The sequence below is a fragment of the Chitinophaga sp. 22308 genome, from assembly GCF_052045305.1.
Classification (GTDB): domain Bacteria; phylum Bacteroidota; class Bacteroidia; order Chitinophagales; family Chitinophagaceae; genus Chitinophaga; species Chitinophaga varians_A.
On record NZ_JBQEOP010000007.1, the window covers coordinates 455996 to 481003 of the forward strand.

Annotated in this window: 22 protein-coding genes; 10 read left to right on the forward strand and 12 right to left on the reverse strand. The window is 51.1% G+C overall.

The window, feature by feature from the left end; genetic code table 11:
• Genes ACTJJS_RS27935 through ACTJJS_RS27950 form a run of 4 tightly spaced genes read left to right on the forward strand, consistent with a single transcriptional unit; the run spans position 1 to position 1750 of the window.
• Positions 1–630: an alpha/beta hydrolase gene (locus tag ACTJJS_RS27935; protein WP_440666771.1), complete on the forward strand. Its 630-nt coding sequence runs from the start codon at positions 1–3 to the stop codon at positions 628–630.
• Between the two features lie 10 nt (positions 631–640).
• A complete protein-coding gene (locus ACTJJS_RS27940) occupies positions 641–1042 on the forward strand; it encodes an OsmC family protein (RefSeq protein ID WP_168874304.1) in 402 nt (133 codons plus the stop codon).
• A 1-nt stretch (position 1043) separates the two neighbouring features.
• Positions 1044–1475, forward strand: coding sequence for a (4Fe-4S)-binding protein (locus tag ACTJJS_RS27945; RefSeq protein WP_168874305.1), 432 nt, complete (start codon positions 1044–1046; stop codon positions 1473–1475).
• Positions 1476–1477: 2 nt separating this feature from the next.
• On the forward strand, positions 1478–1750 hold the full coding sequence (locus ACTJJS_RS27950; RefSeq protein ID WP_168874306.1) for a GNAT family N-acetyltransferase: 273 nt from the start codon (positions 1478–1480) through the stop codon (positions 1748–1750).
• Positions 1751–1812: 62 nt separating this feature from the next.
• Here the strand turns inward: ACTJJS_RS27950 and ACTJJS_RS27955 are convergent, their stop codons facing one another.
• The 12 genes from ACTJJS_RS27955 to ACTJJS_RS28010 form a co-directional block, all read right to left on the reverse strand.
• Positions 1813–2382: a DUF4142 domain-containing protein gene (locus ACTJJS_RS27955; RefSeq protein ID WP_440666774.1), complete on the reverse strand. Its 570-nt coding sequence runs from the start codon at positions 2380–2382 to the stop codon at positions 1813–1815.
• A gap of 264 nt (positions 2383–2646) precedes the next feature.
• A complete protein-coding gene (locus tag ACTJJS_RS27960) occupies positions 2647–3213 on the reverse strand; it encodes a DUF4142 domain-containing protein (protein ID WP_440666776.1) in 567 nt (188 codons plus the stop codon).
• 210 nt (positions 3214–3423) lie between these two features.
• A complete protein-coding gene (locus ACTJJS_RS27965) occupies positions 3424–4551 on the reverse strand; it encodes a zinc finger domain-containing protein (protein ID WP_440666777.1) in 1128 nt (375 codons plus the stop codon).
• A 135-nt stretch (positions 4552–4686) separates the two neighbouring features.
• Positions 4687–5805, reverse strand: a complete 1119-nt coding sequence (locus tag ACTJJS_RS27970) for an SPFH domain-containing protein (protein WP_440666779.1) — start codon at positions 5803–5805, stop codon at positions 4687–4689.
• A gap of 70 nt (positions 5806–5875) precedes the next feature.
• Positions 5876–7981: a copper-translocating P-type ATPase gene (locus ACTJJS_RS27975; RefSeq protein WP_440666781.1), complete on the reverse strand. Its 2106-nt coding sequence runs from the start codon at positions 7979–7981 to the stop codon at positions 5876–5878.
• A gap of 104 nt (positions 7982–8085) precedes the next feature.
• Entirely contained in the window at positions 8086–8937 is an 852-nt protein-coding gene (locus ACTJJS_RS27980; RefSeq protein ID WP_440666783.1) for an alpha/beta hydrolase, read from the reverse strand.
• Between the two features lie 126 nt (positions 8938–9063).
• On the reverse strand, positions 9064–9558 hold the full coding sequence (locus ACTJJS_RS27985) for a hypothetical protein (RefSeq protein ID WP_440666784.1): 495 nt from the start codon (positions 9556–9558) through the stop codon (positions 9064–9066).
• 132 nt (positions 9559–9690) lie between these two features.
• Positions 9691–10404 (reverse strand): SGNH/GDSL hydrolase family protein, encoded by a 714-nt coding sequence (locus ACTJJS_RS27990; protein WP_440666786.1) that lies wholly within the window; start codon positions 10402–10404, stop codon positions 9691–9693.
• Positions 10405–10523: 119 nt separating this feature from the next.
• Positions 10524–11882, reverse strand: coding sequence for an acyl-CoA dehydrogenase family protein (locus ACTJJS_RS27995; protein ID WP_168874315.1), 1359 nt, complete (start codon positions 11880–11882; stop codon positions 10524–10526).
• A gap of 102 nt (positions 11883–11984) precedes the next feature.
• Positions 11985–13412, reverse strand: a complete 1428-nt coding sequence (locus ACTJJS_RS28000; protein WP_440666788.1) for a hypothetical protein — start codon at positions 13410–13412, stop codon at positions 11985–11987.
• Positions 13413–13423: 11 nt separating this feature from the next.
• The gene (locus ACTJJS_RS28005; RefSeq protein ID WP_440666790.1) at positions 13424–14908 is read right to left on the reverse strand and encodes a hypothetical protein; all 1485 of its coding nucleotides are present in this window, start codon (positions 14906–14908) and stop codon (positions 13424–13426) included.
• Positions 14909–15042: 134 nt separating this feature from the next.
• Complete coding sequence (locus ACTJJS_RS28010) at positions 15043–17457, reverse strand: glycoside hydrolase family 3 C-terminal domain-containing protein (RefSeq protein WP_440666792.1); 2415 nt, start codon at positions 17455–17457, stop codon at positions 15043–15045.
• Between the two features lie 329 nt (positions 17458–17786).
• Between ACTJJS_RS28010 and ACTJJS_RS28015 the strand changes: the two genes are divergently transcribed.
• The 6 genes from ACTJJS_RS28015 to ACTJJS_RS28040 all read left to right on the forward strand — a co-directional run bounded on the left by ACTJJS_RS28015 (position 17787) and on the right by ACTJJS_RS28040 (position 24998).
• Positions 17787–18350, forward strand: a complete 564-nt coding sequence (locus tag ACTJJS_RS28015) for an RNA polymerase sigma-70 factor (RefSeq protein WP_168874318.1) — start codon at positions 17787–17789, stop codon at positions 18348–18350.
• 51 nt (positions 18351–18401) lie between these two features.
• The gene (locus tag ACTJJS_RS28020) at positions 18402–19376 is read left to right on the forward strand and encodes a FecR family protein (RefSeq protein ID WP_440666793.1); all 975 of its coding nucleotides are present in this window, start codon (positions 18402–18404) and stop codon (positions 19374–19376) included.
• Positions 19377–19398: 22 nt separating this feature from the next.
• Positions 19399–22011: a carboxypeptidase-like regulatory domain-containing protein gene (locus tag ACTJJS_RS28025; protein ID WP_440666795.1), complete on the forward strand. Its 2613-nt coding sequence runs from the start codon at positions 19399–19401 to the stop codon at positions 22009–22011.
• A gap of 89 nt (positions 22012–22100) precedes the next feature.
• A complete protein-coding gene (locus ACTJJS_RS28030) occupies positions 22101–23042 on the forward strand; it encodes a DUF4249 family protein (protein ID WP_440666797.1) in 942 nt (313 codons plus the stop codon).
• 65 nt (positions 23043–23107) lie between these two features.
• Entirely contained in the window at positions 23108–24346 is a 1239-nt protein-coding gene (gene rocD / locus ACTJJS_RS28035; RefSeq protein WP_168874322.1) for an ornithine--oxo-acid transaminase, read from the forward strand.
• A gap of 10 nt (positions 24347–24356) precedes the next feature.
• Positions 24357–24998 carry a VIT1/CCC1 transporter family protein gene (locus ACTJJS_RS28040; protein WP_440666799.1) on the forward strand — a complete coding sequence of 214 codons (642 nt, stop codon included), beginning with the start codon at positions 24357–24359 and terminating at the stop codon, positions 24996–24998.
• The last annotated feature ends 10 nt before the right edge of the window (positions 24999–25008 follow it).

The following is a 25008-nucleotide window of genomic DNA, read 5'->3' on the forward strand; positions in this document are numbered from 1 at the left end:
ATGGATTTTCAACCCATGAAATATATATACCAGCCTGCAGCTAACAAGGACGCTTATACGTTGTTGTTGCTGCATGGCACCGGTGGTGATGAACAGGATATGCTGCCGCTGGCAACGGAACTGGCAACGGGCTTTCATGTACTGAGCCTTCGCGGCAATGTGCAGGAGCACGGCATGCCGCGCTTCTTCCGCCGGCTGGGCATGGGCGTATTCGACGAACCGGACGTGCATTTCAGGACACATGAAATGGTGCACTTCCTGAAAGAACTGTCGGCCAAAGAAGGATTTGATTTGCAAAAGCTGATAGCCGTCGGCTACTCCAACGGCGCCAATATTGCAGGTGCAGTATTGATGCTGTATCCCGAACTGCTGGCAGGCGCCGTGCTCTTCAGGCCCATGCAGCCGCTGCATGGCATTGAGGACCCGTTTGAAACCAGCCGGCAGCAGCCCGTTTTCATGAGCTCCGGCAAAACAGACGGCACCGTCAACCCCGCTGCCACCGCTGCCTATGCCACACTGCTGACAGCCAACGGTTTTCGCGTAAGCAACCATGACATCAACACAGGACATAATTTAACACAACAGGATATTGACCTGGCCGCAGGCTGGGTGAAAGAAAATTTCTCGTAAGCACCACACCATGGATGAAGAAGTAAAAGTAAGTATCGAAGGAATACCGTATCAGGTCTCTATTTCAGCGCGGGACCATCGCTGGCTGGCAGATGAGCCAACAGACATCAACGGCGGAGATACCGGCCCCAATCCCGGAGAACTGCTGCTGAGCAGCCTCGGCTCCTGCACTGCCATCACACTGACGATGTACGCAGCCAGAAAAAAATGGCCCGTGGAAAAAATAGACATCGACCTGCGGTTTGACAGCGCGGCCAAGCCGGACCCCGCCACCACCGTGATCGAATGCCTGGTACACATCACCGGCAACCTGGACGAAGCACAAAGAAAACGGCTCATGGAAATAGCCCATGCCTGCCCCATTCATAAACTGCTTAGCAATCCCGTTATTATCAATACCAAAGAAGATTGATATGAAAGACATTACCAAAAAATACAGCAATGGTGAAGTCACCATCGTATGGAAACCCGAAGTGTGCAAACACTCTGAAATATGCTTCCATGGCCTTCCCGAAGTGTTCGACCCGCAAGCCAAACCCTGGATCAATGCGGAAGGCAGCACATCTGACAGGATCGTGCAGCAGGTACATAAATGCCCTTCCGGCGCATTGACGGTTTATCGCAACGATAAAGCCGACGAAGCCGCAGAAATATCGGCCAGCAGTCTCGCGGAAATAGTACCGAACGGACCACGCCTGATTTATGGCAATGTGGTGGTAAAAAATACGGCCGGCGAGGAAACGCCGTTTCACATGGTTACAGCCCTGTGCCGCTGCGGCAGTTCAGCTAATATGCCGTATTGCGACGGCACTCACATCACTATCGGATACAAAGACAATCAATAACTATGGAACTTACCATTCAACAAAACACGGAAAAAAGCCAGTTTGAAACAACTGTAGACGGCCATACTGCTTTTATTGTGTACAAACTGTTTCCCGGCGGTATCGCCTACATCCATACAGAAGTGCCTCCGGAGCTGGAAGGCAAAGGCATCGCTTCCCAAATGGCTAAATATGTGCTGGATTACGCCAGGGAGAACCACTTAAAAGTAAAGCCCCTCTGTCCTTACGTACACGCCTATATGAAACGGCACCCGGAATACAACGATCTTCTCTGAACACAATGAACTACGGATTCGGGCGCCGTCCGCGCTCAAATCCGTAGCGTGTGGTAATTGATTTATTTAAGGGCGGATTTAATGGCTTTCGCTGAATCCTGGTGCGTTCTCAGGGTTGGCAGTGTTTTGCTGGCCCATGATTTCAGGTCAGCATCTTCCAGGTTATTGGCTGCTTTATCAAACTCTTTTACGTCTTTGTCGTGGTCATCCACCATCATGTCCATGTAGTCCTTGTCGAAATCCTTTCCTGTCTTCTTGCTCAGTTTGTCCATATGGTCTTTGGTTTCAGTAGAGAGCTCCGCAGGCAATGTAATGTTCTTTTTGCCGGCCAGCTCTTTCAGTTCATCGTTCGCTTTGCTGTGATCGCTGACCATCATGGCGGCAAAAGCTTTTACTCTCGGGTTAACGGCTTTCTCCTGCGCCAGCTTGCCCATTTCCACCTCCATCATACCGCCGTTAGCTGCTTTCACAGCAAACTCAGATGAATTGTTGTCTACCGGTTTAACGGTTTCATTAATGTCCTGTGCAGAATCTACCGGCTTCTCATTTTGCGGGTTGCGGGCGTTGTTATTACACGATGACAACATCCAGGCTCCCAGCACGGCCGTAGCCAATAAGGTTACTTTCTTCATAGTTGCGAAATTTATTGGGTTTATATTGGGTTTCAGGATATCCTCAGACAAAAAAAATACCATGCGAACGCATGGTATTAAAAACATAGCAGCGTAGCCGGCTTTCACGGAAGAGGCCACCTTCACGGCTAAACGGCCGCGGATGCTTGTCCGTAGAGGCTTTTCCCCAAATATGTAGAAAGATGCACCAGGTGCTTGCACACATACGTAAACGCATATATGAAAAACACCTGAAGCAACAGACCGTTACTGCCGCTACGCTAATTATTGCGCGTCCTTGATAGCTCTGGCGGAATCCAGATGTATCATCACCGTCGGCAACGTTTTCCTGGCCCATTCCCGCAGGCTTATGCTTTCAAGGTTGTTCGCAGCGTTATCAAAATCCTTCACGTCCCGGTCGTGGTCGTCCACCATTTCAGCGATGTATTCCTTCTCAAAGGCTTTCCCGCTTTTTTTGCTCAGTTTGTCGATAAATTTTTTTGCCGCTTCCGACATAGCAGATGGAAGCGCGATTTTCCGGTTTTCAGCGATGGATTTTAACTCTTCGTTGATTTTAGTCCTGTCGTTTACCAACATGGTAGCAAAGGCTTTTACACGCGGGTCGGTCGCTTTTTCCAGCGCCAGTTTGCCCAACGCTACTTCCATCATACCATCGTCGGCAGCGTTTACAGCGAAGACGGCAGACAGGGAATCGACTGTTTTATCCGTTTTATTGATAGCTTCCGCAGAATCGGCGGGGGTTCCATGTTGGGGACTTTTTCCTGTATTGTTGCAAGATGATGACACCCCAAGGCTCAGCAAGGCTGCCGCAAAAAATGTAATCCTTTTCATAGCCATAGAAATTTTTATCGGGTGTAAAAAGGAACAGCCACAAAAGGGTTGACAAAAAAACACAGACAAACACATGCGTGAAAACACCGCACAGTGGCCACACGATAAGGAAGAGTTCTTCTGCGGAAAATAACCACGTCGGCTTTACTGTAGAGGCTTTTCCCCATTATGTAAAACTGCCGGAAAATTTCCGGCAGTCTACAGAAAGATTTATTTAGGCTGCGCAAAGCAGACATAGAGTACATATATCACTGCTATAATAAGAACGATCAATCCTACGATCTTGGTCCAGCTGTAGGGCCTGTCCCCGGTAACTTCACCGGTACTGGCATTGACAACAAAATGATACAGCTTGTTATTATAGCGATAGGCGCTCAGCCAAACCGGTAGCAGGATGTACTTTAACCCCAGCTGGTTGTACTGTACGTCATAGGAATCGATCCGCTGTTCATCACCACCGATATCGCCGCATATTTCATCACGGATGACCGGGTCCATTCTCTTTTTGGCTGTCACCAGCCCCTGTTCAGCGTCCGTCTGGTACAGCTCTGCCCGGAAACCGCTCAGATAGCGGCCATCATAGGCTTTGAGCTGGTCCAGGTGCCAGGGTTCCAGTATTTCCGCCATTTTACGTGGCAGCGACGGGCTTGCAGACACCAGTACATCGCGGAAGGAATTATCTACCACGCCGGAAGCATTATACCAGGCAGTATGCCGCACCTGGCGGGTGCGGGTTTCTGTTCTGCCGTTGACCTCCTCAGTATAGGTTTCGGTGGTGTAATAGTATTCCCCACGCTGTCCCCTGTAGGACGTTACCGTGTCTGTATCATAGCTCCAATGGGGTATGTAAATGCCTTTCAGCTGATGATAGGAAGTATCTTTCACCTTCTTCACCAGGTCCGACGGCGCAAACCAGAGCTTGCCCATCCATTGCTGGAAAAACTTACCAGCCTGTTTATCGTCCACCACAAAAGGCAATACATAGTGAGGTTGAAGTATAGCCGTAGTGGCCTCCTGCTGTACCACCAGCGGCGACGCGCAGAAAGGACAGGAATCTGCCGTTACATTGGGCAACATGGTAGTAGATGCGCCGCAATTGGTACATTTCACCACCACCGCCTGTTCGGTGTCTTCCGTATGACGTTGCAGGTCTGTGATGAAGGCATCATAATCAAAGGCGTGAATACCCTGGGGCGTGGCTTCCTCTTCGATGGTATTAACGGTACCGCAATACTCGCATTTCAGGCTGTTGGTGCCGGGCGCATAATGCAGTATAGCGCCGCAGTTCTGGCATTTCAGCGAGGATACCGTTTCTTTGGTTTTTTCCTCAAAAGACATAGGAATAATTATGAGAATTACGAATTACAAATTACGAATTACGAATTGAAGGCTGTCTTATAGGGCGGCTATCAAGTAATAGCGCCACGAGGAAGATCTCAATTCGTAATTCGTAATTTGTAATTCGTAATTGGTTTAGGGTAATGGTGGTGGGATGGTAGCCAATACAGGTGCCAGTTCAGGTACTGCTGATGCAGCTGTCCAGGCGGCCATGCCTGTTTTCCATACCAGCGTCTGATGTTGCAGTCCGCCGGAAGCGGCCAGCTGACGCAGCTGGTCCATGTTGTAAGGGCCGGCCTGTTTACCATCAACCGCCACAAAGAAAGGCTCGGTGCCCGGCAATGGCGGCGGTACGCCTGGGCCGCCGGCAGGTTGCTGTTGGTTTGCCTGGTTGTTCTGGAACACATTCCCTACCTGTCCCATCATGGCAGCGCCCATGCCGGCACCCAGACCGGCAGCTGCCAGTCCGCCGCCGGACGGATTTTCCGCCGCTTTTTCCATGGCGTTGGCAGCCTGGAACTGCGCATACGCGCCGAGATTGCCAACAATACCCATGCTGCTGCGTTTGTCCAGCCCCTCCTCCACTTCCGGAGGCAGGGAGATATTTTCGATGAGGAATTTCGTCAGTTCAAGGCCCAGTTCATTGAACTCCGGCCGTATTTTATCTGTGATCAGCTGGGATACTTCATCGTATTTGGCGGCCAGGTCCAGCACCGGGATTTTAGCTTCCGCAATGGCGTCCATACCCCTGGAAACGGCAAGGTTACGCAGTTGCTCGTTGATGCCGTCAACCGTATATTCCGGGTTGGTGGCTGCGATTTCTTTCAGGAACTGGGCTGCGTCTTTCACACGGAAAGCGTAGCTGCCGAAAGCACGCAGGCGCAGCGGCCCAAACTCGGCGTCACGCAACATCACCGGGTTTTTGGTACCCCATTTCTGGTTGGTGAACTGCCGCATGCTGATGAAAAACACATCCGCTTTAAAAGGGCTGTTAAACCCGTATTTCCATCCCTGTAGGGTGGTCAATATAGGCATGTTCTGTGTGGTCAGTGTATACATGCCGGGCTGAAAAACATCCGCTATTTTACCTTCGTTCATAAAAACAGCCACCTGCGATTCTCTCACCGTCAGTTTGGCGTTCATTTTTATTTCATTCTGGTAGCGGGGAAACTTCCATACAATGGTATCAGCGGACGGGTCTGTCCACTCAATAATGTCAATAAATTCATTCCGGAGTTTATCAAATATTCCCATGTTAACAGGTTTTTAGAACATCTCCGCCAAATGTATAGAATTATTTACTGTAAATGCTAATAATGAAACGTTATAATTTCAGCAATCTGGCGTTGATAGCTACTATGACGGTGCTTACCGTCATCAGTACCGCACCGGCGGCGGGGCTTAACAGGATGCCCCAATGATAAAGCACTCCTGCGGCCAGCGGCATGGTGACCACGTTGTAGCCGGTGGCCCAGGCCAGGTTCTGGATCATCTTGCGATAGGTGGCTTTACCAAAACGCACCAGGCTGACGATGTCCTGCGGATTACTGTTGACCAGCACGATACCGGCTGTTTCCGCGGCGATATCAGAACCGGAGCCGATAGCGATGCCAATGTCCGCCTGCGCCAGTGCCGGCGCATCGTTGATGCCGTCGCCTGTCATCGCTACAAACTGCCCGGCTTCCTGCAATTTTTTGATCTCTTCCAGTTTCTGATGCGGCAACACTTCTGCGATATAGTTGTCCAGTTGAAGCTGTTGCGCCACGGCAGCCGCCACTTTTTTGTTGTCGCCGGTGAGCAGTACGCTGGCAATATGTTCTTTTTTCAATGCCTGGATAGCGGACAATGACTCCGGTCTGATTTCATCTGCCAGTACGATATAACCTGCCGGCTGGCCATCCACGATCACGAAAGACAATGTGCCGGTATCAGACTGTTCCACGGCCGCCTGTTGCGGAAACTGTTCCTTCGCATAAGCCGGGCTTACCACCTGCACTTTTTTTCCATTGACCACAGCACTGATGCCCTTACCTGCCATTGCCTGCATATCACTGGCTGCGGGTATTTGCAGGCCTTCCGCACGGGCCTTGTCAACAATACCGGTGGCGATAGGATGTTCTGACTGTTGTTCCACGGCTGCCGCCAGCGTCAGCACGTCTTGTTTGCTGAAGCGGTTGTCCAGCGTTTCCAGTTGTACCACCTGGAATTTGCCCACGGTGAGCGTACCGGTTTTATCGAATACCAGTGTGGTGATTTTACGGGCATTTTCAAAGGCTGTCCTGTTTTTGATGAGCAGGCCGTTTTTGGCCGCCATCGTGGTAGAGCGTGCCACTACCAGGGGGACGGCCAGGCCTAACGCATGCGGGCAGCAGATAACGATCACCGTCACCATACGTTCCATCGCAAAGGAAACAGACTGTCCATCGATACGCCAGTAGGCAAAAGTGGCGATACCCGCCACAATAGCGATGATGGTCAGCCACCGGGCTGCCTTGTCGGCCAGCAGCTGTGTATTGGATTTGGCCTGCTGCGCATCATTGACCAGTTTGATGACCTGCGACAGATAGGAAGACGCCGCGTTGTGGGATACTTTTACGTGCAAAGCCTGGTTGCCGTTGATAGATCCGGCTATAACCCTGTCGCCTGCACTTTTTTTCACCGGTTTGGATTCGCCTGTCAGCATGGATTCATTCAGGTAGCTGCTGCCTGCTGTGATGGCACCGTCGGCGGCAACTTTTTCACCTGGTTTAATTAGTACAATATCACCCGGCTGCAGGCTGTCGGTCTTCACTTCACGGATATTACCGCCTTCCACCAGGTGGGCTTCCGCCGGCATGAGCTGTACCAGCAGCTCCAGTTCACGCGAAGCGCCGGCAACAGATTTCATTTCAATCCAGTGTCCCAGCAACATGATGAGGATCAGGGTGGCCAGCTCCCAGAAAAAGTCCATGCCCTGTAAACCAAACAGGGTGGCCACGCTGTAAATAAAAGCCACCGTGATCGCAAAGCCGATCAGCGTCATCATACCGGGATTACGCATCCGCATCTCAGACCACCAGCCAGACAGAAAAGGCCATCCGCCATAAAAGAAAATTACGGCAGAAAGGCCGAGCAAGAGGTAGTTATCGCCAGGGAAACTGATGGCCAGCCCCATCCAGTGCTGTATCATTTTCGACAACAGCATGACCGGTATGGTGAGTACCAACACCACATAAAACCGTTGGCGGAAGTCACGGATCATGGCGTGATGATCGTGCCCCGCATGGCCCGCGTGGGCATCATGACCAGCATGTCCTGCATGCGGTGTATGCTGGGAGTGGTCCTGATGCTCCGTATGTTCATGGACGTGGCCGGTGTGGGCGTTGGCCTCCGGTTCCCGATCGTGATGATCGTGGTCCATGTGCATATGCATGTGTTGGTGTTTTTCCATGGCGATTTCGGTTTTAAATATTACAACTGTGTGTTTTACTTGGTTGTAAAATTGCCGATTATATCGCCGGAAGTTTTATATAATCCGGGAAGAGATTTACAGGATTATCGGATGTTGAGGTGTTCCATCCATTTGGCTGCCAGCGACGGCCATACTTCCGCGGCACTGTTGCCCGGGCGGAGGCCGTAACCATGGCCGCCTTTAGCATAAAAATGCAGCTCCGCCGCTACGCCGGCATCACGCAGGGCACCGGCCATTACAAGGGCGCTGTTGCCAAAATAATCATCAGCAGTGGCAAAAAGGAACATCGGTGGTGTTTGTTTATCTATCGTCAGCTCCGGTGTCAGTTTACGCCCCTCTCCCTTGTCGAGATAAGCGGGATAGATCAGCATGCCGAAGGCTGGACGGGCAGAGAGCGAATCAGCTTTATCTACCGGCGTATAGGTTTTAACGTTATACTGCGTAGACGTTCTTGCTGTCAGGCTTCCGCCGGCAGAAAAACCCATCATGCCTATTTTTTCAGGGTCCAGCTTCCACTCTTTCGCGCGGCTGCGCACTATGCGCATGGCACGTTGTGCGTCCTGCAATGCGCCCGCCTCCTTTTTCGGTACGCGGTATTGCAGCACAAACGCTGTATAGCCCAGCTGATTGAGCCATTTCGCAATTTCATAGCCTTCGAGGTTGATAGCCAGGATGCTGTAGCTGCCGCCCGGGCAAACGATCACGCCTATATTTTTAGCATGGGCCGGATTGGCAGGGTATACTTCCAATATAGGATCTGTCACGTCGGTAAGGCGTACAACGCTGTTGCTGGTATCCGGTGTAGCAACGGCGGGATGGCGCGCACCGGTTTCGCCAGGCACGGCGCCTGGCCATAAATGAATAGTTTCTTTGTGTTGGGCCTGAGTCATGGCGTAAGGTGCAAGCATCAGCATGAAAATAATAAACGGTTTCATAACGGGAATTTCGTGTGTGTATGTAGCAAATGTAATAAACCTTCCGCGCAAATAAAAGGACAGCCTTCCGGAGAAGACTGTCCCACCATCTAATCACTACTGAAATATCTTTCCTTTTTTTTTCGTTTAAATCGCTTTGAACGTGAGCACGATGGTACGTTGGGCCGGATCATCCTTGAAATGCCCCGTCCCTGTCACTTTATAACTGGTGTTGCTGATTTTTTCGGCGCGGTAGGTACCTGTAAAATCATCATCTCCCCGCCCTTCGAGTGTACCATCTGCTTTGAGGTTCCAGTTGAAAGTCCGTCGCTGAGGATTTCCCGCAGCGCATTTGGTCGCGCCTTCGTCTTCAGCACCGGTGCCATCTGCAAAATATTCTGTAAAATCATCTTTCATGCATGCGGGAAAGACAGCGTAAATGTCCGTGATAACATGGCCTTCGCCATCGTCCATACCGGGATTGGCAGTGTAGGCGGACAATTGCCATTTTTTACCGATCAGGAATTCTTTGAAGGAAGGATCTTTGGGGTTGTCCTGTTTGTCTTTTTTGCAGTGGGCAAACAACAGCATACCTGCGATGGCACAAAGCGCCATCCCTGTTTTGGGGAACCATTTTTTCATGACTAAGTGTTTATTTATGATGATGCAAACCTACAATAGCCGGCGGGCCCGCGCTTCAGTAGAAACACTTAATTGAAAAAACAGGCAGTTAATGCAGGCAGGACAAGGGCTGTCCTACCTGCAGGGTATAGCTTATTTAACGCATTGGAGCCAGGCTTCCGCCATCAGTTGGGCGCCAGCCACGCTGGGATGCACGCCGTCCGGCGTCCAGTAGGCCGCAGGCGCTGCCTGAATGGCTTTGTCATAAATAGCCTGATAAGGAATAAAGACCGCTTTGTATTTGTCGGCCAGCTCCCGGGCGGCCGCACGGTATTCATTAAACGTAGGGTACCATTTGTCGTCGACTGCTTTCACGCCCTTGACGGCATATGGCTCGCCGATGATGAGCTGCACGTCAGGCAAAGCCTGTTTGGTGCGGTCCAGCAGTTTGTCGTAGTCATCGCGGTACACTTTGGAGGTACCTTTATAATTACCATTAAGCGTGTGCCAGAAATCATTCACGCCTACCAGGATGCTGAGCACGTCCGGCTTCAGTTGCAGGCAATCTGCATCCCAGCGCTCAGCCAGCTGGAATACTTTATTGCCGCTGATACCTTTGTTGTAAAACTTCAGGTTATCACCCGGCCGCTTCAGCAGCAGGTGCGCGGCCGCCAGGTGCGGATATCCGCCACCCAACGCTGCGCCGTTATTGGCGTCCATGGCATCGCGCTTACGGCCCACATCAGTAATGGAATCGCCCTGGAAGAGAATAACGCCTTCTTTTTTAAGCGTCACTTTTTTGCCTTTGTCAGCAGACACGGCAGCGGACACGATATGGGGGATACTGACAGCAGCCAGGGTTCCCATGGATACGTTTTTCAGAAAATTTCGACGGTTCGATGAATTCATAACGGATTTTTAAAATAATAAAGGGCTTCGCCGCATAACCCGGGAAGCCCTTAAATCTATAAAAAGATTCTGATTTTTTATACAAAAGCGCTGAAACCTGTGATAGCCCTTCCTACAATGAGAGAATTGATTTCTTTGGTGCCTTCATAAGAATAAATAGCTTCCGCGTCCGCCACAAACCGGGCCACATTGTACTCCAGCAGGATACCGTTGCCACCCATTACTTCCCGGGCGCCCCGCACCACATCGCGGGTACGCAACGTACAGAATACTTTGGCCAGGGAGGCATGCTCGTCTTTCAAACCACCTTCGTCCTGTATCTCTGACAACCGGTACACCATGGTCTGCATAGCCGTGAGGTTGGACAACATCTCCACCAGGTGCCCCTGTATCAACTGGAAAGAGGCAATGGGTTTTCCGAACTGCTCACGGGTACGGGTATACGCCAATGCGTTCTCGTATGCGCCACGGGCGCATCCTACTGCTTCCCAGGCAACACTGGCCCTTGTCATACGGAGCACGCGGCTCGTATCGCGGAAACTGTTGGCCCGCTGTAACCGGTCAGACTCGGCCACGCGACAGTCTTTCATCGTTATCAGCCCATTCTGCACAATGCGCAGCGCCATTTTATCGTGCATCTTTTCTACTGATAATCCCGGTGTGCCTTTCCTGAGCAGGAAACCCTTTACCTGGTTGTCATCCACGTCCCGCGCCCATATCACGATCACATCTGCGAAGGTGGCGTTGCCGATCCATTTTTTCTGGCCGTTCAGCACCCAGGTATCCCCTTCCCGTTTAGCCGTGGTAGTGAGGCCTCCGGCAGCGCCTGACCCCACTTCCGGTTCTGTGAGCCCGAAAGCCCCGATGGTATTCAGTTGTTGCATGCCCGGCAGCCATTCGTCTTTCTGGGATTCGGACCCCAGCATGTAAATAGCGCCCATGGCCAGGCCGCTCTGCACACCGAAGAACGTAGCAATGGAAGCATCCACCCGTGCCATCTCCATGGCGATGATACCTTCCATCAGGTAACTGCGGTTAGGGCAGCCATACCCATCGTAGGTTACGCCGCAAATATTCAGTTCCCTGAATTTGGGAATGATCTCAAACGGAAATTCGGCTTTAAGCCAGTATTCATTGACGATAGGCTGTATCTCTTTCTCCATAAAGGCACGTACCTTCAGCTGCAGCGCCCGGTCTTCCGCATTCAGGCGGCTGCTGATATCATAAAAATCACCATCCACCGGCGGCAGTTTTTTCTTGCTGCCTCTGCTGGTCAACATTTTCATCAGTCCATTCAGCTGGTTGTCATCCATTTTAGCGACAGACGCCATCACCTGCGGGAGATCTACTTTCTCCGACAGCTTCGCCAGCATTTTAAAATCTATGCTCTTCAACAGCTGATAAGCGTTCTTCAGTTTTGTGAAAGTTCCGGACATACTACATGGTTTTATGTGAAAATACGAATTGCGGGCCAAAGCAGAAACGATGCAAGTATCGTTCCCGCTTTGGCCCGCTGCCAAATTGATGTGTTATATGTTTTACGGCTTGATGAACTTCCCTTCCGGCGTCACCTGTAAGGTGGTTTCTCCCAGCTGAATAGTGACCGGCCCCGTTAAATTGGTCGCAGGATATGCTTTGTCGTCTCCTCCTTCCAGCGGTATCTTCACCGCCTGGTAGGCCGAAGCTTCCGGATAGTTGTACAATACGTACCGGTCAAGCACCTTTTTGGTATCGTCTGTTGTAAACAGCTCCGCCAGCTGTTGTTGGCCATGTTGATAAAAGTGTACCCACACCATTATCCCAAAGGGCATGCGGTCCTGTATGCCAAACAATATTTCTGTAATATGCTCCCCTTCTTTTTTTGCGAGCTGTTCTTTGTTGTGTTCAAATATTGCTTTAAGTGCGGGAAGGGAATATCCGGGAACTGCAAAGGTGATACCGCGGATTTCCGGTTGAAACTTCCCTTCGGCGTCCAGGCGATAAGTGACGAGCCGCGTCTCAGTGCTGGTCAGCTCCCAGGAGGCCATTTCGCCATCGTTCACATTCGATTCTTCTACAGTAATACTTCCGTCCTGCTGAATTTCCGCATTCCGCCAACGCCGTTCAATCCCCTCCCCTGAAAGTCTTCCGTACAAGGTCTTCTGGTCGGTGACGCTGCCATCGGACTTGCAGGCCGCCACCTGCACGGCGGTGTCCAGGTCTGCTCCGTCATCATTGGCAGGCGCATAAGCGTATAGCAGTAACAGTGGTTTTCCCGGAGCGGTAACCTTGCCATAATGGAACATATTCAACTTGTCATAGCCGATTACTTCCTCATAGGAAAACCAGGGAGAAAGATGTGATACTTCCCGAAGCTTTGCGAATACAGGGCTGACTACCGTGAATGGCAGCTGCAAAGCAGGGAAACGGGAAGCGTATTCTTCAAACCCGCCCTTTTCTACAGGTAAGGCCCGGATATCTCCTGCGGCTGTGAGTACATACTGCCGCACTTCGGATTTGCCCTGGGAGCGGGCTTCCCTTACTTCAATAGTGGAATCATTGAACAATACAGGCCAGCTGCGCAAATCCTCTGATCCGCCGGCAGCCGTCAAACGGAGGCCTCCTACTTCCTGGCGGGAAATTTCTTTTCCATCAGGCGTAAACGTGACCAGGAACTGTGACGACAGTATCTGGCCTTCCGCATCAAATTCATATTCTGCCAGAACAGGGATGAACTTCCGGCTACCTTCCAGTTTTCCGGCAGAAAACTTTTTAAATTTCCGGTCACTGAACGGGCCGGGAGCTGTCTCTCTGACCAGATAGAATGAACCATTCTCCGATTTTACGACCGGCAACTTCTCCAGCCATAATTTTATTTCGGCTGTATTGGCCCGGGTACTGTCGTTCCCTGTTTGCCTGTGCCCCTTCTCAGAAGAGCCACAGGCAAACAGGAACAGCGAGGTTAACAAAGGCAGATAATATTTCATGTGGCTGATTATTAGTTACGCACTTCAAACTTTCCTTGCGGCGTAATCACGATTAGTTTGTCTTTCAGGGTCATCATCGCCGGGCCTTCCAGCGTTAATTTTTTCGCAGCGCTGTCATCTTTTTCTATTTCACCTTCCACGGAAATATTATCATGAGCGGAGGCTTTCTCATAAGGTATTTTCTTCAGGTTGTTATAGGCCACATAACGGTCCAGTACCCGAAGGTCGGTACCTACAGTGTAGATTTCCACCAGCTGATCCGTACCGTTATCGTACACATGCAACCGCACATAAATGGTTTCATTTCCGGGAATGGTAAACATTGACTGATCAAATTCCGTGTCCATTTCCATGGTGCCGTTGTAGTTGTTCCGTCTGGACGCCAGCAATTCTTTCAGGTCTGCCGGAGTAAAGTCGTCAGCAATAAAATTCCTGCCCACCAGCTGCCGCTTGAATTTTGCGCCTCCGGCCGGGATATATTTCATATCATCTTCCAACCGGTATGTAAAGAACAGATCTCCGCCAACACCTTCATCGTTGGTTTCTTCTGTTACCGTGATGGTGCCATCTGCAGCGATAGCCGCGTGGCTGGCAGATTCATAGATCCCTTCAGAACCGGTGTAACCGTTCAGTCTTACGCTACTGCTTTCTTTCCCGTCGGGCGTATAATACACCAACTGCACCGTGGAATCCATTACAGACTCTCCGCTTTCCAGCGGTCCTGCCGAATACAGCAGGTAAACACCTTTTCCGGGGACATTTATTCTGCCATAGTGGTACAATTTGATTTTCTCGAAATAAATCAGCTCACTGAAATCGTAGTAGGGCGTAAGCAAAGATACGGGCTGTAAACCGGTCATGTTCCATTGAACGGTGAAAGGGGTAGCCAGTGTTTTAAAGCGGCTGGCGTAAGTATCAAAAGGAATGGTTTCCTGCGGCACCGCTTCCACCAATCCCTGACCGGTAATACGGAATTGTTTTATACGGGCTTTGCTTTCTCCGTCAGTAGCGTCCTTCTTCCGGGTGTACCAGCTTTCCTTCACCCAGAAAGTACTGTCGTTGATAAACTCCGGCCATTTATGCACAGCATTGCTTTCGTCGTTTTTGGTTTCTTCTTTGTCCATACCTATCTCCTGCCGGGCAATTTCTTTCCCTTCAGGGCTATAGATCAGCAACAACATGACAGACGTCTGGTCGTCTTTCTTATACATACATTGCGCTGCAATGGCGATATAGTTTTTCTGCCTGGACAAAATACCGGCAGAAACACTGTAAAAACCGCTTTGCGCAAACGGCCCGAGGGTGCTGTCAATATTTTCCAGACCATAGCTGTACAATGGCATCTCCACGGGTTTCAGATGCTTCAGCCATCCTTTAAAATCAAAAGCAACGGTTTTAACACTGTCGGCAACAGGTTCTTTGGCGGCGCCGTTATTATTACATGAAAAGAATGCCATTGCCGGCACCAGGATTAACAGACTCGCTAATCTTCTCATAGGGAGGTTTTTTGGGGTGGCAAGATAATAAATAATGTGATATATCAGTCTAAATGAAAACCATGAAAAACAACCTAACAGCAAACCCTGAACGAAATCCGCCGGGGACGGTCACGTTCAGGGCAAGATACTTATCAGGGGGTGATGGTAAAATTTTTACGCAGCCGGATATCTTCCGAAGAACTGCCGACCAGCACTTCAAATTCTCCCGGCTCTACAGTGTACTGCATATGCTTGTCCAGCAGCGCCAGGTGATCGGGGTGCAGGGTGAACTGCACGGTTTTCCTTTCGCCCGGTCCCAGCGTGATTCTTTCGAAGCCACGCAGCTGCATCACGTAGGTGGTCACACTGCTGACTTTATCTTTTATATAGAGCTGTACCACCTCATCTCCTTTTCGTTTACCCGTGTTGGTTACCTCCAAGCTTACCAGGATATCGCCCTGCGGGGATTGTTTTTCGGGAGATACCTGCAGGTTGTTGTAAGCGAACGACGTGTAGCTGAGGCCATATCCGAAAGGATACAGCGGACCATTCACGCTCGTACGCCCGAAGCCGTTGTTGCCGGAAGAAGGCTGTCCGGCATGTGATCCCGGTTTGTACGGAAAGTTCAGTTCTATCTGCCCCAGAGACTTAGGGAATGTCACCGAAAGGCGGCCGCCGGGGTTATAATCTCCGAAGAGCGTTTCAGCGATGGCAGTGCCTCCCTGCGGGCCGGGGAACCAGGCTTCCAGGATGGCAGGCAGGTGCTGCTGTTCCCAGTTGATGGTAAGCGGCTGGCCGTTGATCAGCACTGCTATGACCGGTTTGCCGGTGGCATGAAGCGCCTGTAACAGCTCTAATTGGCGGCCGGGCAGGGAAAGGTCTGTGCGGGAAAGGCTCTCTCCCACCCGTTTTTCATCTTCGCCCACTACGGCAATGATCACGTCCGACTGACGGGCCAGGGCCACGGCTTCCGCAATGCCGGCCTGTTCGGCGCTGTCCGGCGGCGTCGGAACGATTTCCGTGCCGGGCCATCCGGGATTGACGATATCACAACCTTTGGCGTATTGCACGTTGACCGTCTTGCCTACCTGTTGGCGGATACCGTCCAGCACGGTGGTCACCGGGTTGTTGGACGGGCCGTAACGACTGATGGCGTGGGTAGATGCCGCCGCCAGCGGACCGGTCACCAGGATATTTTTCAGCTGATGTTTATCGAGTGGCAGTGTTTCCTTTTCATTTTTGAGCAATACCAGTGATTCGCGGTTCAGCTGCAGCGCAAAAGCCTCGTCTTCGGGGGTATGCACGCCCCTATCGGCCAGTTTGGGATCGGTATAGGGCTTGTCAAACAGTCCCAGTCTGAATTTGACCCGTAGCACGTCGGCCACGCGGCTGTCGATCGTTTTCATGGAAAGGCGGCCTTCTTTTACCAGTTCCCGTACCGGCAGGATGTAATCTTCCGGTGGCGTGAAGTTGGTACGTACATTAAGGCCCGCTTCCACGGCCTGTCTGACGGCATCTTTATAATCTGAGGCCACATGGTGTTTACTAAAAAGGTATTCCACGGCTTCGCTGTCGGACACAACATAACCATCGAACCCAAATTCCTGGCGCAGCAGCTGGGTCAGGAAATAGTAGCTGCCTGTCACCGGTTCCCCGTCCCAGTCGTTGTAGCTGCTCATAACGCCCATGGGCCTGGCTTCCTGGATCACGCGGCGGAAGGGGTACAGAAATATCTGGTGCATTTCGCGGGGCGCCACATGGGGATCGGTGCGGGCGTCGCCATCGCGGCCTCCTTTAGGCACGCTGTACACAGCATAATGTTTCAGGGTGGCGGCCACGCCTTCACTTTGCACGCCGAGGGTCATTTGTTTGCCCAGTTCAGCGATCAGAAAAGGATCTTCACCGTAACATTCCACCACGCGGCCCCAGCGGGGATCGCGGGCGGGGTCGAGGATAGGCACGTAAATATTGGTGTATCCCAGCAGCCGCGCCTCACGGCCGGCAATATGGCCGGCCTGCGCCACCAATGCTTTGTTCCAGGTACTGCCGATGCCGATGGGGGCACAAAACGGCGTGGCCCTGTCATGACAAAGGCCGTGAATAGCTTCGTTGGTGAAGTCCACCGGGATGCCGAGGCGGGTTTCCTCGATAAACCAGCGTTGTACCGTGTTGATAGCACCGGCATGTTTGCTGTAGGGGAATGACCACTGCGTCTGTGCTTTTTTATTAAAAGGGAGACTGTTCAGTTCTTCGTCGATATTGGCGATGCCGTCTTTCCACACTTTATTCTTCCATTCCGGAGTGGGCATTTCATCTTTGAGCACCCGTCCATAGCCGTACAGCGTGGCCATCTGGCAGGTTTTTTCATCCAGGGTCATCTGCGACAGCAGATTGGCCACACGGCTTTCCACCGGCTGGGCCGGATCTTCAAAGATGTCTTTCCTGCCGTTTTTGTTAAAGTCTATCCATCCTTGCCGGTAAATGGGCGACTGCTGGCCGCTGGCCTGTGTGCCCAACAGGGCCATGAGGATGGCCGCCACGGAAAAATTACTGATCTGTTTATACATAATTCGCACGCCCTTCATAGGCCGGGTCTAAATTAAAGGCCGTGAAAGCGGATTGCAAATAATGCTGAAAATTGCACCAGCATTGGGTAAGATTATGCAGCAGGCAAAAAAAACGGTTGCATAACGAATATGCAACCGGTGGTAACTAAAAAAACACAAACTAAAAACTGAAAGGACATTACAGCATATAAGTTAATGGACGATACAGCATATAGGCTTAGGCGTTATACCTATAACGCGGATTTTAACAGAACCCCCTATCGGGAGAAAATAAAAAATTGCCTACATTAGCGGGGATCAATTCATTACTAAAACTCTATGAAGGTTAAATGATAACATCGCCTTCTTATCAAGCATATAATGAGCTTTTCCATTCTCTATACAGTGAACTGTGTAATTATGCCAGCAGTTTTCTGAATGATGATGCAGCAGCTGAGGACGTAGTACAGGAGACCTTTATCCGGTTGTGGCAGAAACATAGGGAACTTATCGGGATACCGAATATCAAGGCTTACCTGTACAGGGCAGTACGTAATAATTCAATATCCGTACTGCGCAAGCGCACCGCCGAAGAAGCGGGCAACAAGGGCTTTGAATGGGTAGCTGATATCAGTGAAGACCCGGACGCGCGGGAGATATCAGAGGCCAAACCGTTCTATGAACAGCTGATTTATGAAGCGATAGCCAACCTTCCGCCGCAATGCCGGGAGGTGTTTACCTGTTGCCGGCTTCAGGGAATGACCCATCAGCAGACGGCCGAAAAGCTGGGCTTGTCAGCCAAAACCGTAGAAAATTACATGGGACGCGCACTTAAAATATTGCGTAAGTACCTGGGACAGTACGGATTACCGATTCTTTTATTTTTTTTGTTAAAAATTATTAACAAATACTAGGGGGTGTACGCCATTCCTTACGTTTTAATGTCAGAGCACACACTGTATAACATGGATACCTACATATATGAAATAATTGCAAAAAAGCTGTCATCCATTTCCACGCCTGAGGAGGAAGCGATTCTTCAGGAATGGCGGGAAGCCTCTCCTGAAAATGAAGCCGACTACGCAAAAACTGTCCAGGTATGGCAGGACGCTCCCCGTAGCCTTCACGTTTCCGGAAGCAAACAATTTAATGCCGCCGCAGCCTGGAGCAAGGTGGACCAGGTACTACAACAACCCGCCACGCCCGCAAAGACTGTCCGGATGTCGGTAGTTAAGCTGGCTGCCGCCGCGGTATTGCTCATATCCCTTAGTGTAGGCGCATGGTGGATAGCCAGCCGTCCTTCCCTTAAAGTGCAGGAACTGTCTGCCAATGACGGCAAAATCCACAGCCTCGAACTGGCTGACAAATCAGTGATCACCCTGCGCCCCGGCGCCAAAATAAAATATTCCGAAGGAGCCGAGCGGGTAGTGACCCTTGAAGGTGAGGCCTTCTTTGAAGTGGCCACCGATCCACACCGCCCTTTCCTTGTTAAAACTCCCAACCAGTCTGTTGTGGAAGTGCTGGGCACTTCTTTCACTGTGAAAACTGCCGATGCCCATACCACCGTCATCGTTTCTACCGGCAAGGTAAAACTGGGCATGGAAAACGATACTTCTTCCGTAATCCTTACCAGTGGCCAAAAAGGCACATGGGGAGACGGCCAGCTGAGCGCCGTCAACAACGACAATCCCAACTTTATGGCATGGAAAACAGGAATTTTGCAATTTAATGATCAATCACTTGTTGAAATATTGCCACAATTAGCCGACTTTTACGGCAAAGTCATCAGGATTGAGGATGGCTATCAGGCTACTGCGGCACAGCAAAAAGCTACGATCAGCTTCCAGGACCAGTCTTGCGACGAGGTTTTGCATGAATTACAACTTTTGCTTGGTTTCAACTACAAACAGGAAGGCGATACAATCGTCATCGGCAAGTAGACGGATAAACTACTTTCTTACCTTGATATTTAACTGCCTGCTGGTGCTTGCGCCCGCGGCAGTTTTGCATGCTCAGTCCAAAGAGGCGCCCATCCTGCAACAGGCGTATACCCCTCCCTCCAGGGAAGGCTCCATCCTCTTCTTTATCCAGGACATCCAGCGCCAGACAGGCATCAGCATTTCCTATAGTTCCAGCTTCCTGCATCTCAACAAAAAAGTGCAGCTGACGGGCAACGAAAACAGTACCGGCCAGGTGCTCAACTCGATTCTGCAGGGTACCGGCATCCAGGCAGCGGCCATCAACGGGAAAATATTCCTGCTTCGCGAATCCTCTCAGACCCAGTATTATACCATCAGCGGATTTATCAGGGAAGAAAACAGCAAAGAGGTGATCATCGGCGCGTCCGTATATGATCCGGTGACCCGGCGCGGCGCTGCCAGCAACGCTTACGGCTTCTTCAGCGTACAGGTGCCTGATAGCTGCACCAGCATTGTGTTCTCTCATGTGGGCTATGAGACCTACATACTGCCACTCCCCCTTTCGGAAGCCCGGCAGATGGAAATATACATGCAGCCACGCAACCCGCTGCAAACAGTGGTGGTCAATGGCGACCAGGACTCTGTCACCCTGCAGGCAGGCTATATCAAAATGCCCGTCGGATATGTGTCCAATTTTCCGGCCCTGCTGGGAGAAAAAGACGTATTGAAGTCCCTTCAACTGTATCCCGGCGCCAGCAGCTCCCTTGAAAGCAGCAGCAACCTGCTGATACGTGGCGGCAACGCTGACCAGAACCTATACCTGCTCGACGGTGTGCCGCTCTACCATACCGGCCATCTCTTCGGCCTGTTTTCCATTTTCAACGGAGACGCCGTGAAAGACGTGTCTTTGTACAAAGACGCCTTCCCCGCCCGCTATGGCGGCCGCCTCTCCTCTGTGGTGGACATCCGTACCCGCGATGGCAACATGAAAGAATGGCATGGCAAAGCCACGCTCAGCCCCGTGTCCATCAGCACCGAGCTGGAAGGCCCTCTGGCAAAAGATAAAAGCGCCATGTTCCTCTCCTTCCGGCGGTCACTGATTGATGCCTATGGCAGGCAGCTTACCCATCAATATGGCAAGTACCAGCTTTACGACCTTAACTTTAAGCTCAACCAGCTGATCGACGATAAAAACAGGATCTACCTCAGTTTCTATAAAGGACAGGATAATATGGTCATCCCCAAGGACAATTCTGTTTTCACACTGCTGGATGATTACAAGTTCGCCTGGAGCAATATTACTGCGGCCCTGAAATGGACCCGCGTAATTTCTCCCAAGGTGTTCACCAATACCACCGCTACCTACAGCCGTTTTTATAACCTCTTTACCCAACGGTCCGAAGCAGGGCTGACCAGCGACCAGCCTTTTTTCAGCGGCCAGGGAGTTTCGCGTGTCAGGGATATCGCCCTGCACAATGAAACGGAATATACCATCAGCAACATACAAAAACTGTCTTTCGGCGGAGGGTACACCTATCACAACTTTGCCCCCACCGCCTACAGCAGTAATGTGGACGGCGGCGACGCCATCAAGCGGCCCGCCCCCAAATACTATATGTCGGAAATAACCTTGTATGGTGAAGATGAACTGCGCCTGTTTAATGACCGGCTGACACTGCGACCGGGGCTGCATTTCGGCGCCCTGGCCCAGAGCGGCTCCTTCTACAGCAGCCTGCAACCCAGGCTGATGATACGCTGGGACCTCCCACGGCAACAATATGTGCAGGCCTCCTACGCGCACATGACACAGTTCATCCATCAGCTGACTACGCCGGTTATCAATCTCCCCACCGACCTGTGGGTGCCCAGCACCGAAAACATCAAGCCGGAAAACGCCTTTTCCTACAGCCTTTCCTACCAAAAACAATGGGAGAACAAATGGCGGTTCAATGTCAACCTATATTATAAACTGCTGAAAGATATCGTGACCACCAACACAGTGCTGAACATCTTCGACAATTCAGACCTGTGGGAGAAAAAAGTGATCAGTGGCACCGGGTACAACTACGGCAGTGAGCTGCTGCTCGAAAAAAATACAGGAAGGCTTACCGGTATCCTCAGCTATACCCTTTCCTGGGCATGGCGGGAGTTTCGTTGGTTCAACTTTGGTAAAATGTACCCCTTTAAGGAAGACCGGCGGCATAATCTGTCACTGGCCCTTAAATACCGCGTAAAACCCGGCTGGAGTATCTCCGCCTCGTGGAAGTTTGCCAGCGGCGCGCCATTCACGCTGCCTGCACAGATTTTCCCGGACTATGACTGGGGCCGTAACATCAATGGTAAACTGGACGGGCGCGCCTCTCCTTTTGCCTATACCCAGCTGAATTATCTGCCTTATATTACCAGGCTCAATAATTTCCGCCTTAAGCCGGTACACCATCTCGACCTGGGAACTACCGTTTACCTGGGCGCTACGCGGGCTGTCCGGCACACGCTGACGGCTGGCGTTTATAATGTGTATTCGCGCAACAATCCTTTTATTGTCAGCTATGACCAGTTCGTGACATCGCTTGACACAGAGATTTATCCATTGCAGTTATACCAGTACAGCCTATTCAGGACCTTACCTTATATCAGTTATACGCTTAAATTTTAGGGATGAAGTATTTGTTTTACATAGGGAGCCTTTTCTGCGTTGCTGTGTTAACAGGATGTATACATGAATTACCGGTGCCTCCTTCCAGTATGAAACCCAGAGCGGTGGTTTACAGTGAGCTGGTAGCAGGGAAAAAAGCCGAGATGCGGGTAGGCAAAAGCAAGCCTGTAGGGCCGGACATCAACAATGATTTTGCTCCGGTGACCAACGCTGTGGCACAGCTGCTAAACGCCGACAGCCAGTTGCTTGAACAGTTGCATTACGTAAAAGACACTTCCAGCAATATGGCCTTTTACCGGGGCAATACCCGCATAGACGCCAACAAGAGCTACATTGTACAGGTAAAAGTACCCGATACCAAAGATGTGACTGCAAAAACAACCATTCCTCCAGGTATTAAAGTGGAGCTGCTGGATACCTTACGGACCACGCTGAACGGACGTCCGGTGCTGCGGTTTCATTTCAATGTGCAGGCGCCGCCAGCCAACGGGCGGCAGTTTATCGTGATGGAAGCATTGAAACAGCTGGTGCAACTGGACACGATCTTTATTTACCGGAACACGCGCTATCGCGTGCGCGACAAACGAACATTGTACGACCAGGTGAAAAATGAACCGGGCCTGGTTTCCTTCAAAGACACTGTGTACCTCAACAGCTATCTGCGTATCCCCGTTTACACACAGGATGAAAATGCAGACAACAACCAGGTGGGCGGCCTCAATGAAAACTACAACAGTATTCTTTTCACTCAGCGCGCCAAAGCGCTTGACACCCGGCTGTACCTCAATGCCACCGCGCTTACCGCCAGTACTCCCGGAGATAACATACCCATTGGCCGTGTGCTGGTGAATGTAAAATCGGTGACACCGGAGTATTATGATTTTCTGCTGACTTATGAAAAAGTAAGGCGCAATCCCGGCCTGAACAGCCTGATACAGGCCATCCAGCTACGCAATAATGCCATCGGCGGACTGGGCGTGATCGGCGGCTGCAATCAGGCTGCATATTATCTGTATTACGATCAGTTGTAGTCTTTTCCTGACATTTCCTTTGCGCCCTTTGCTCCTTTGCGAGAACAATTCCGTATTTTTGGGATATGATACCAGCATTTACGATAAGCGAAAGGACGCAGCATTTTCTAGGATTGGAAGAGCAATATGGCGCACACAACTACCATCCGTTGCCGGTTGTGTTGGAGCGTGGCGAAGGTGTTTTTTTATGGGATGTGGATGGTAAACGTTACTACGATTTTCTCTCCGGGTATTCCGCAGTTAACCAGGGACATTGCCATCCGCGGATCATTGCCTCGCTGATAGAACAAGCGCAGAAACTGACATTGACCTCCCGCGCATTTCACAGTGATCTGCTGGGAGAATACGCACAGTATATTACCGGTTACTTCGGTTATGATAAAGTATTGCCCATGAATACCGGCGTGGAAGCGGTGGAAACAGCGCTGAAACTCTGCCGGCACTGGGCTTATATGGTAAAAGGCATTCCGGAAAACAAGGCGAAGATCCTTGTCTGCTCCAATAATTTCCATGGCCGTACCCTCAATGTGATTTCCTTCAGCACCGACCCGTTGGCCCGGAATAATTTCGGACCGTTTATGAGCGGTTATGAAGTGATCCCCTACAATAATCTGCCGGCACTGGAACAAGCGCTGCAAGACAAGACGGTGGCCGGTTTCCTGGTAGAGCCTATCCAGGGTGAGGCCGGTGTGGTGGTACCCGACGATGGTTACCTGTCCAAAGCCCGTGCTTATTGCCAGGATGCCAATGTGTTGTTCATAGCAGATGAGATCCAGACCGGACTGGCCCGTACTGGCCGTATGCTGGCGTGCGACCACGAAAATGTACGCCCGGACATCCTGATACTGGGCAAAGCCCTCTCCGGTGGCGTGCTGCCGGTAAGCGCCGTACTGGCGGATGATGAGATCATGCTGACCATCAAACCGGGAGAACATGGTTCAACCTATGGTGGCAATCCGCTCGCCTGTAAAGTGGCCATCACAGCGCTTCAGGTGCTAAAAGATGAGAAAATGACGGAAAACGCAGCTGCTATGGGACAGCTGTTACGCAAGGGGCTGGAAGACCTGCAGTCTCCTTACATAAAAACCGTGCGCGGAAAAGGCCTGCTGAATGCCATCGTGATCAATCACGCTGATCCGGAAGCAGCCTGGGACCTCTGCCTGACTTTAAAAGAAAACGGCCTGCTCGCCAAACCCACCCATGGCGACAAGATCCGATTTGCTCCACCACTGATCATGACTGCCACACAGGTTTCAGAATGTGTGCAGATCATTCAGAAAAGCATCGAAAAAGCGTTCAGCTAACTGCCAACGTATGACAGCACCACACAAGGCTATCCGCAGTTCCGGATGGAAAACCGACTTCCTGATCGGCTTTCCCGATGGTTTGTTCCTGCTCTTTTTTGCCACACAGATTATACAAACCTTTCCGCTGGAAGTACAGACCTTTTACAATATCCAGCTCTGTATCCTGGCCGCAGGCAGCCTGCTGGTGACGTACAGCGCCTACCAGGCCAATAAAGGCGATGCCCAGCACGACAGCGCCCTCCTCTCCGACGACGAGCGGCGGAAACTGGCACATCTCGACATCAACGACCACACCATCGCACACATTGCCGATGAAATGCAGAAAGACGCCGCGCAGTGGGAAACAACCCTGCAGCAGGAACAGGTGGTGGAAACAACGTTTAGCCGTCCCCGTGCCATGCTAAGCGCTTTGTTTACTGCCTTCTTTTTTTTGTTGGGAGGAATGTTGTCTGTAGGGCCTTATTTATCGAACGAAAATTTTCCGGCTGCTTCACAAACCAGTATGATGTTGGTTTTCCTGGGGTTGACCGTATTCAGTTTTATAAAAGCGAAAGTAACTAACCAGCGCCCACTACCCATTATCATCCGGTATTGGCTGATGGGCGCCGGTGTATGGTGCGGGGCCTGGCTGTTGCACAAGATATTTTAACCCCGCAAAA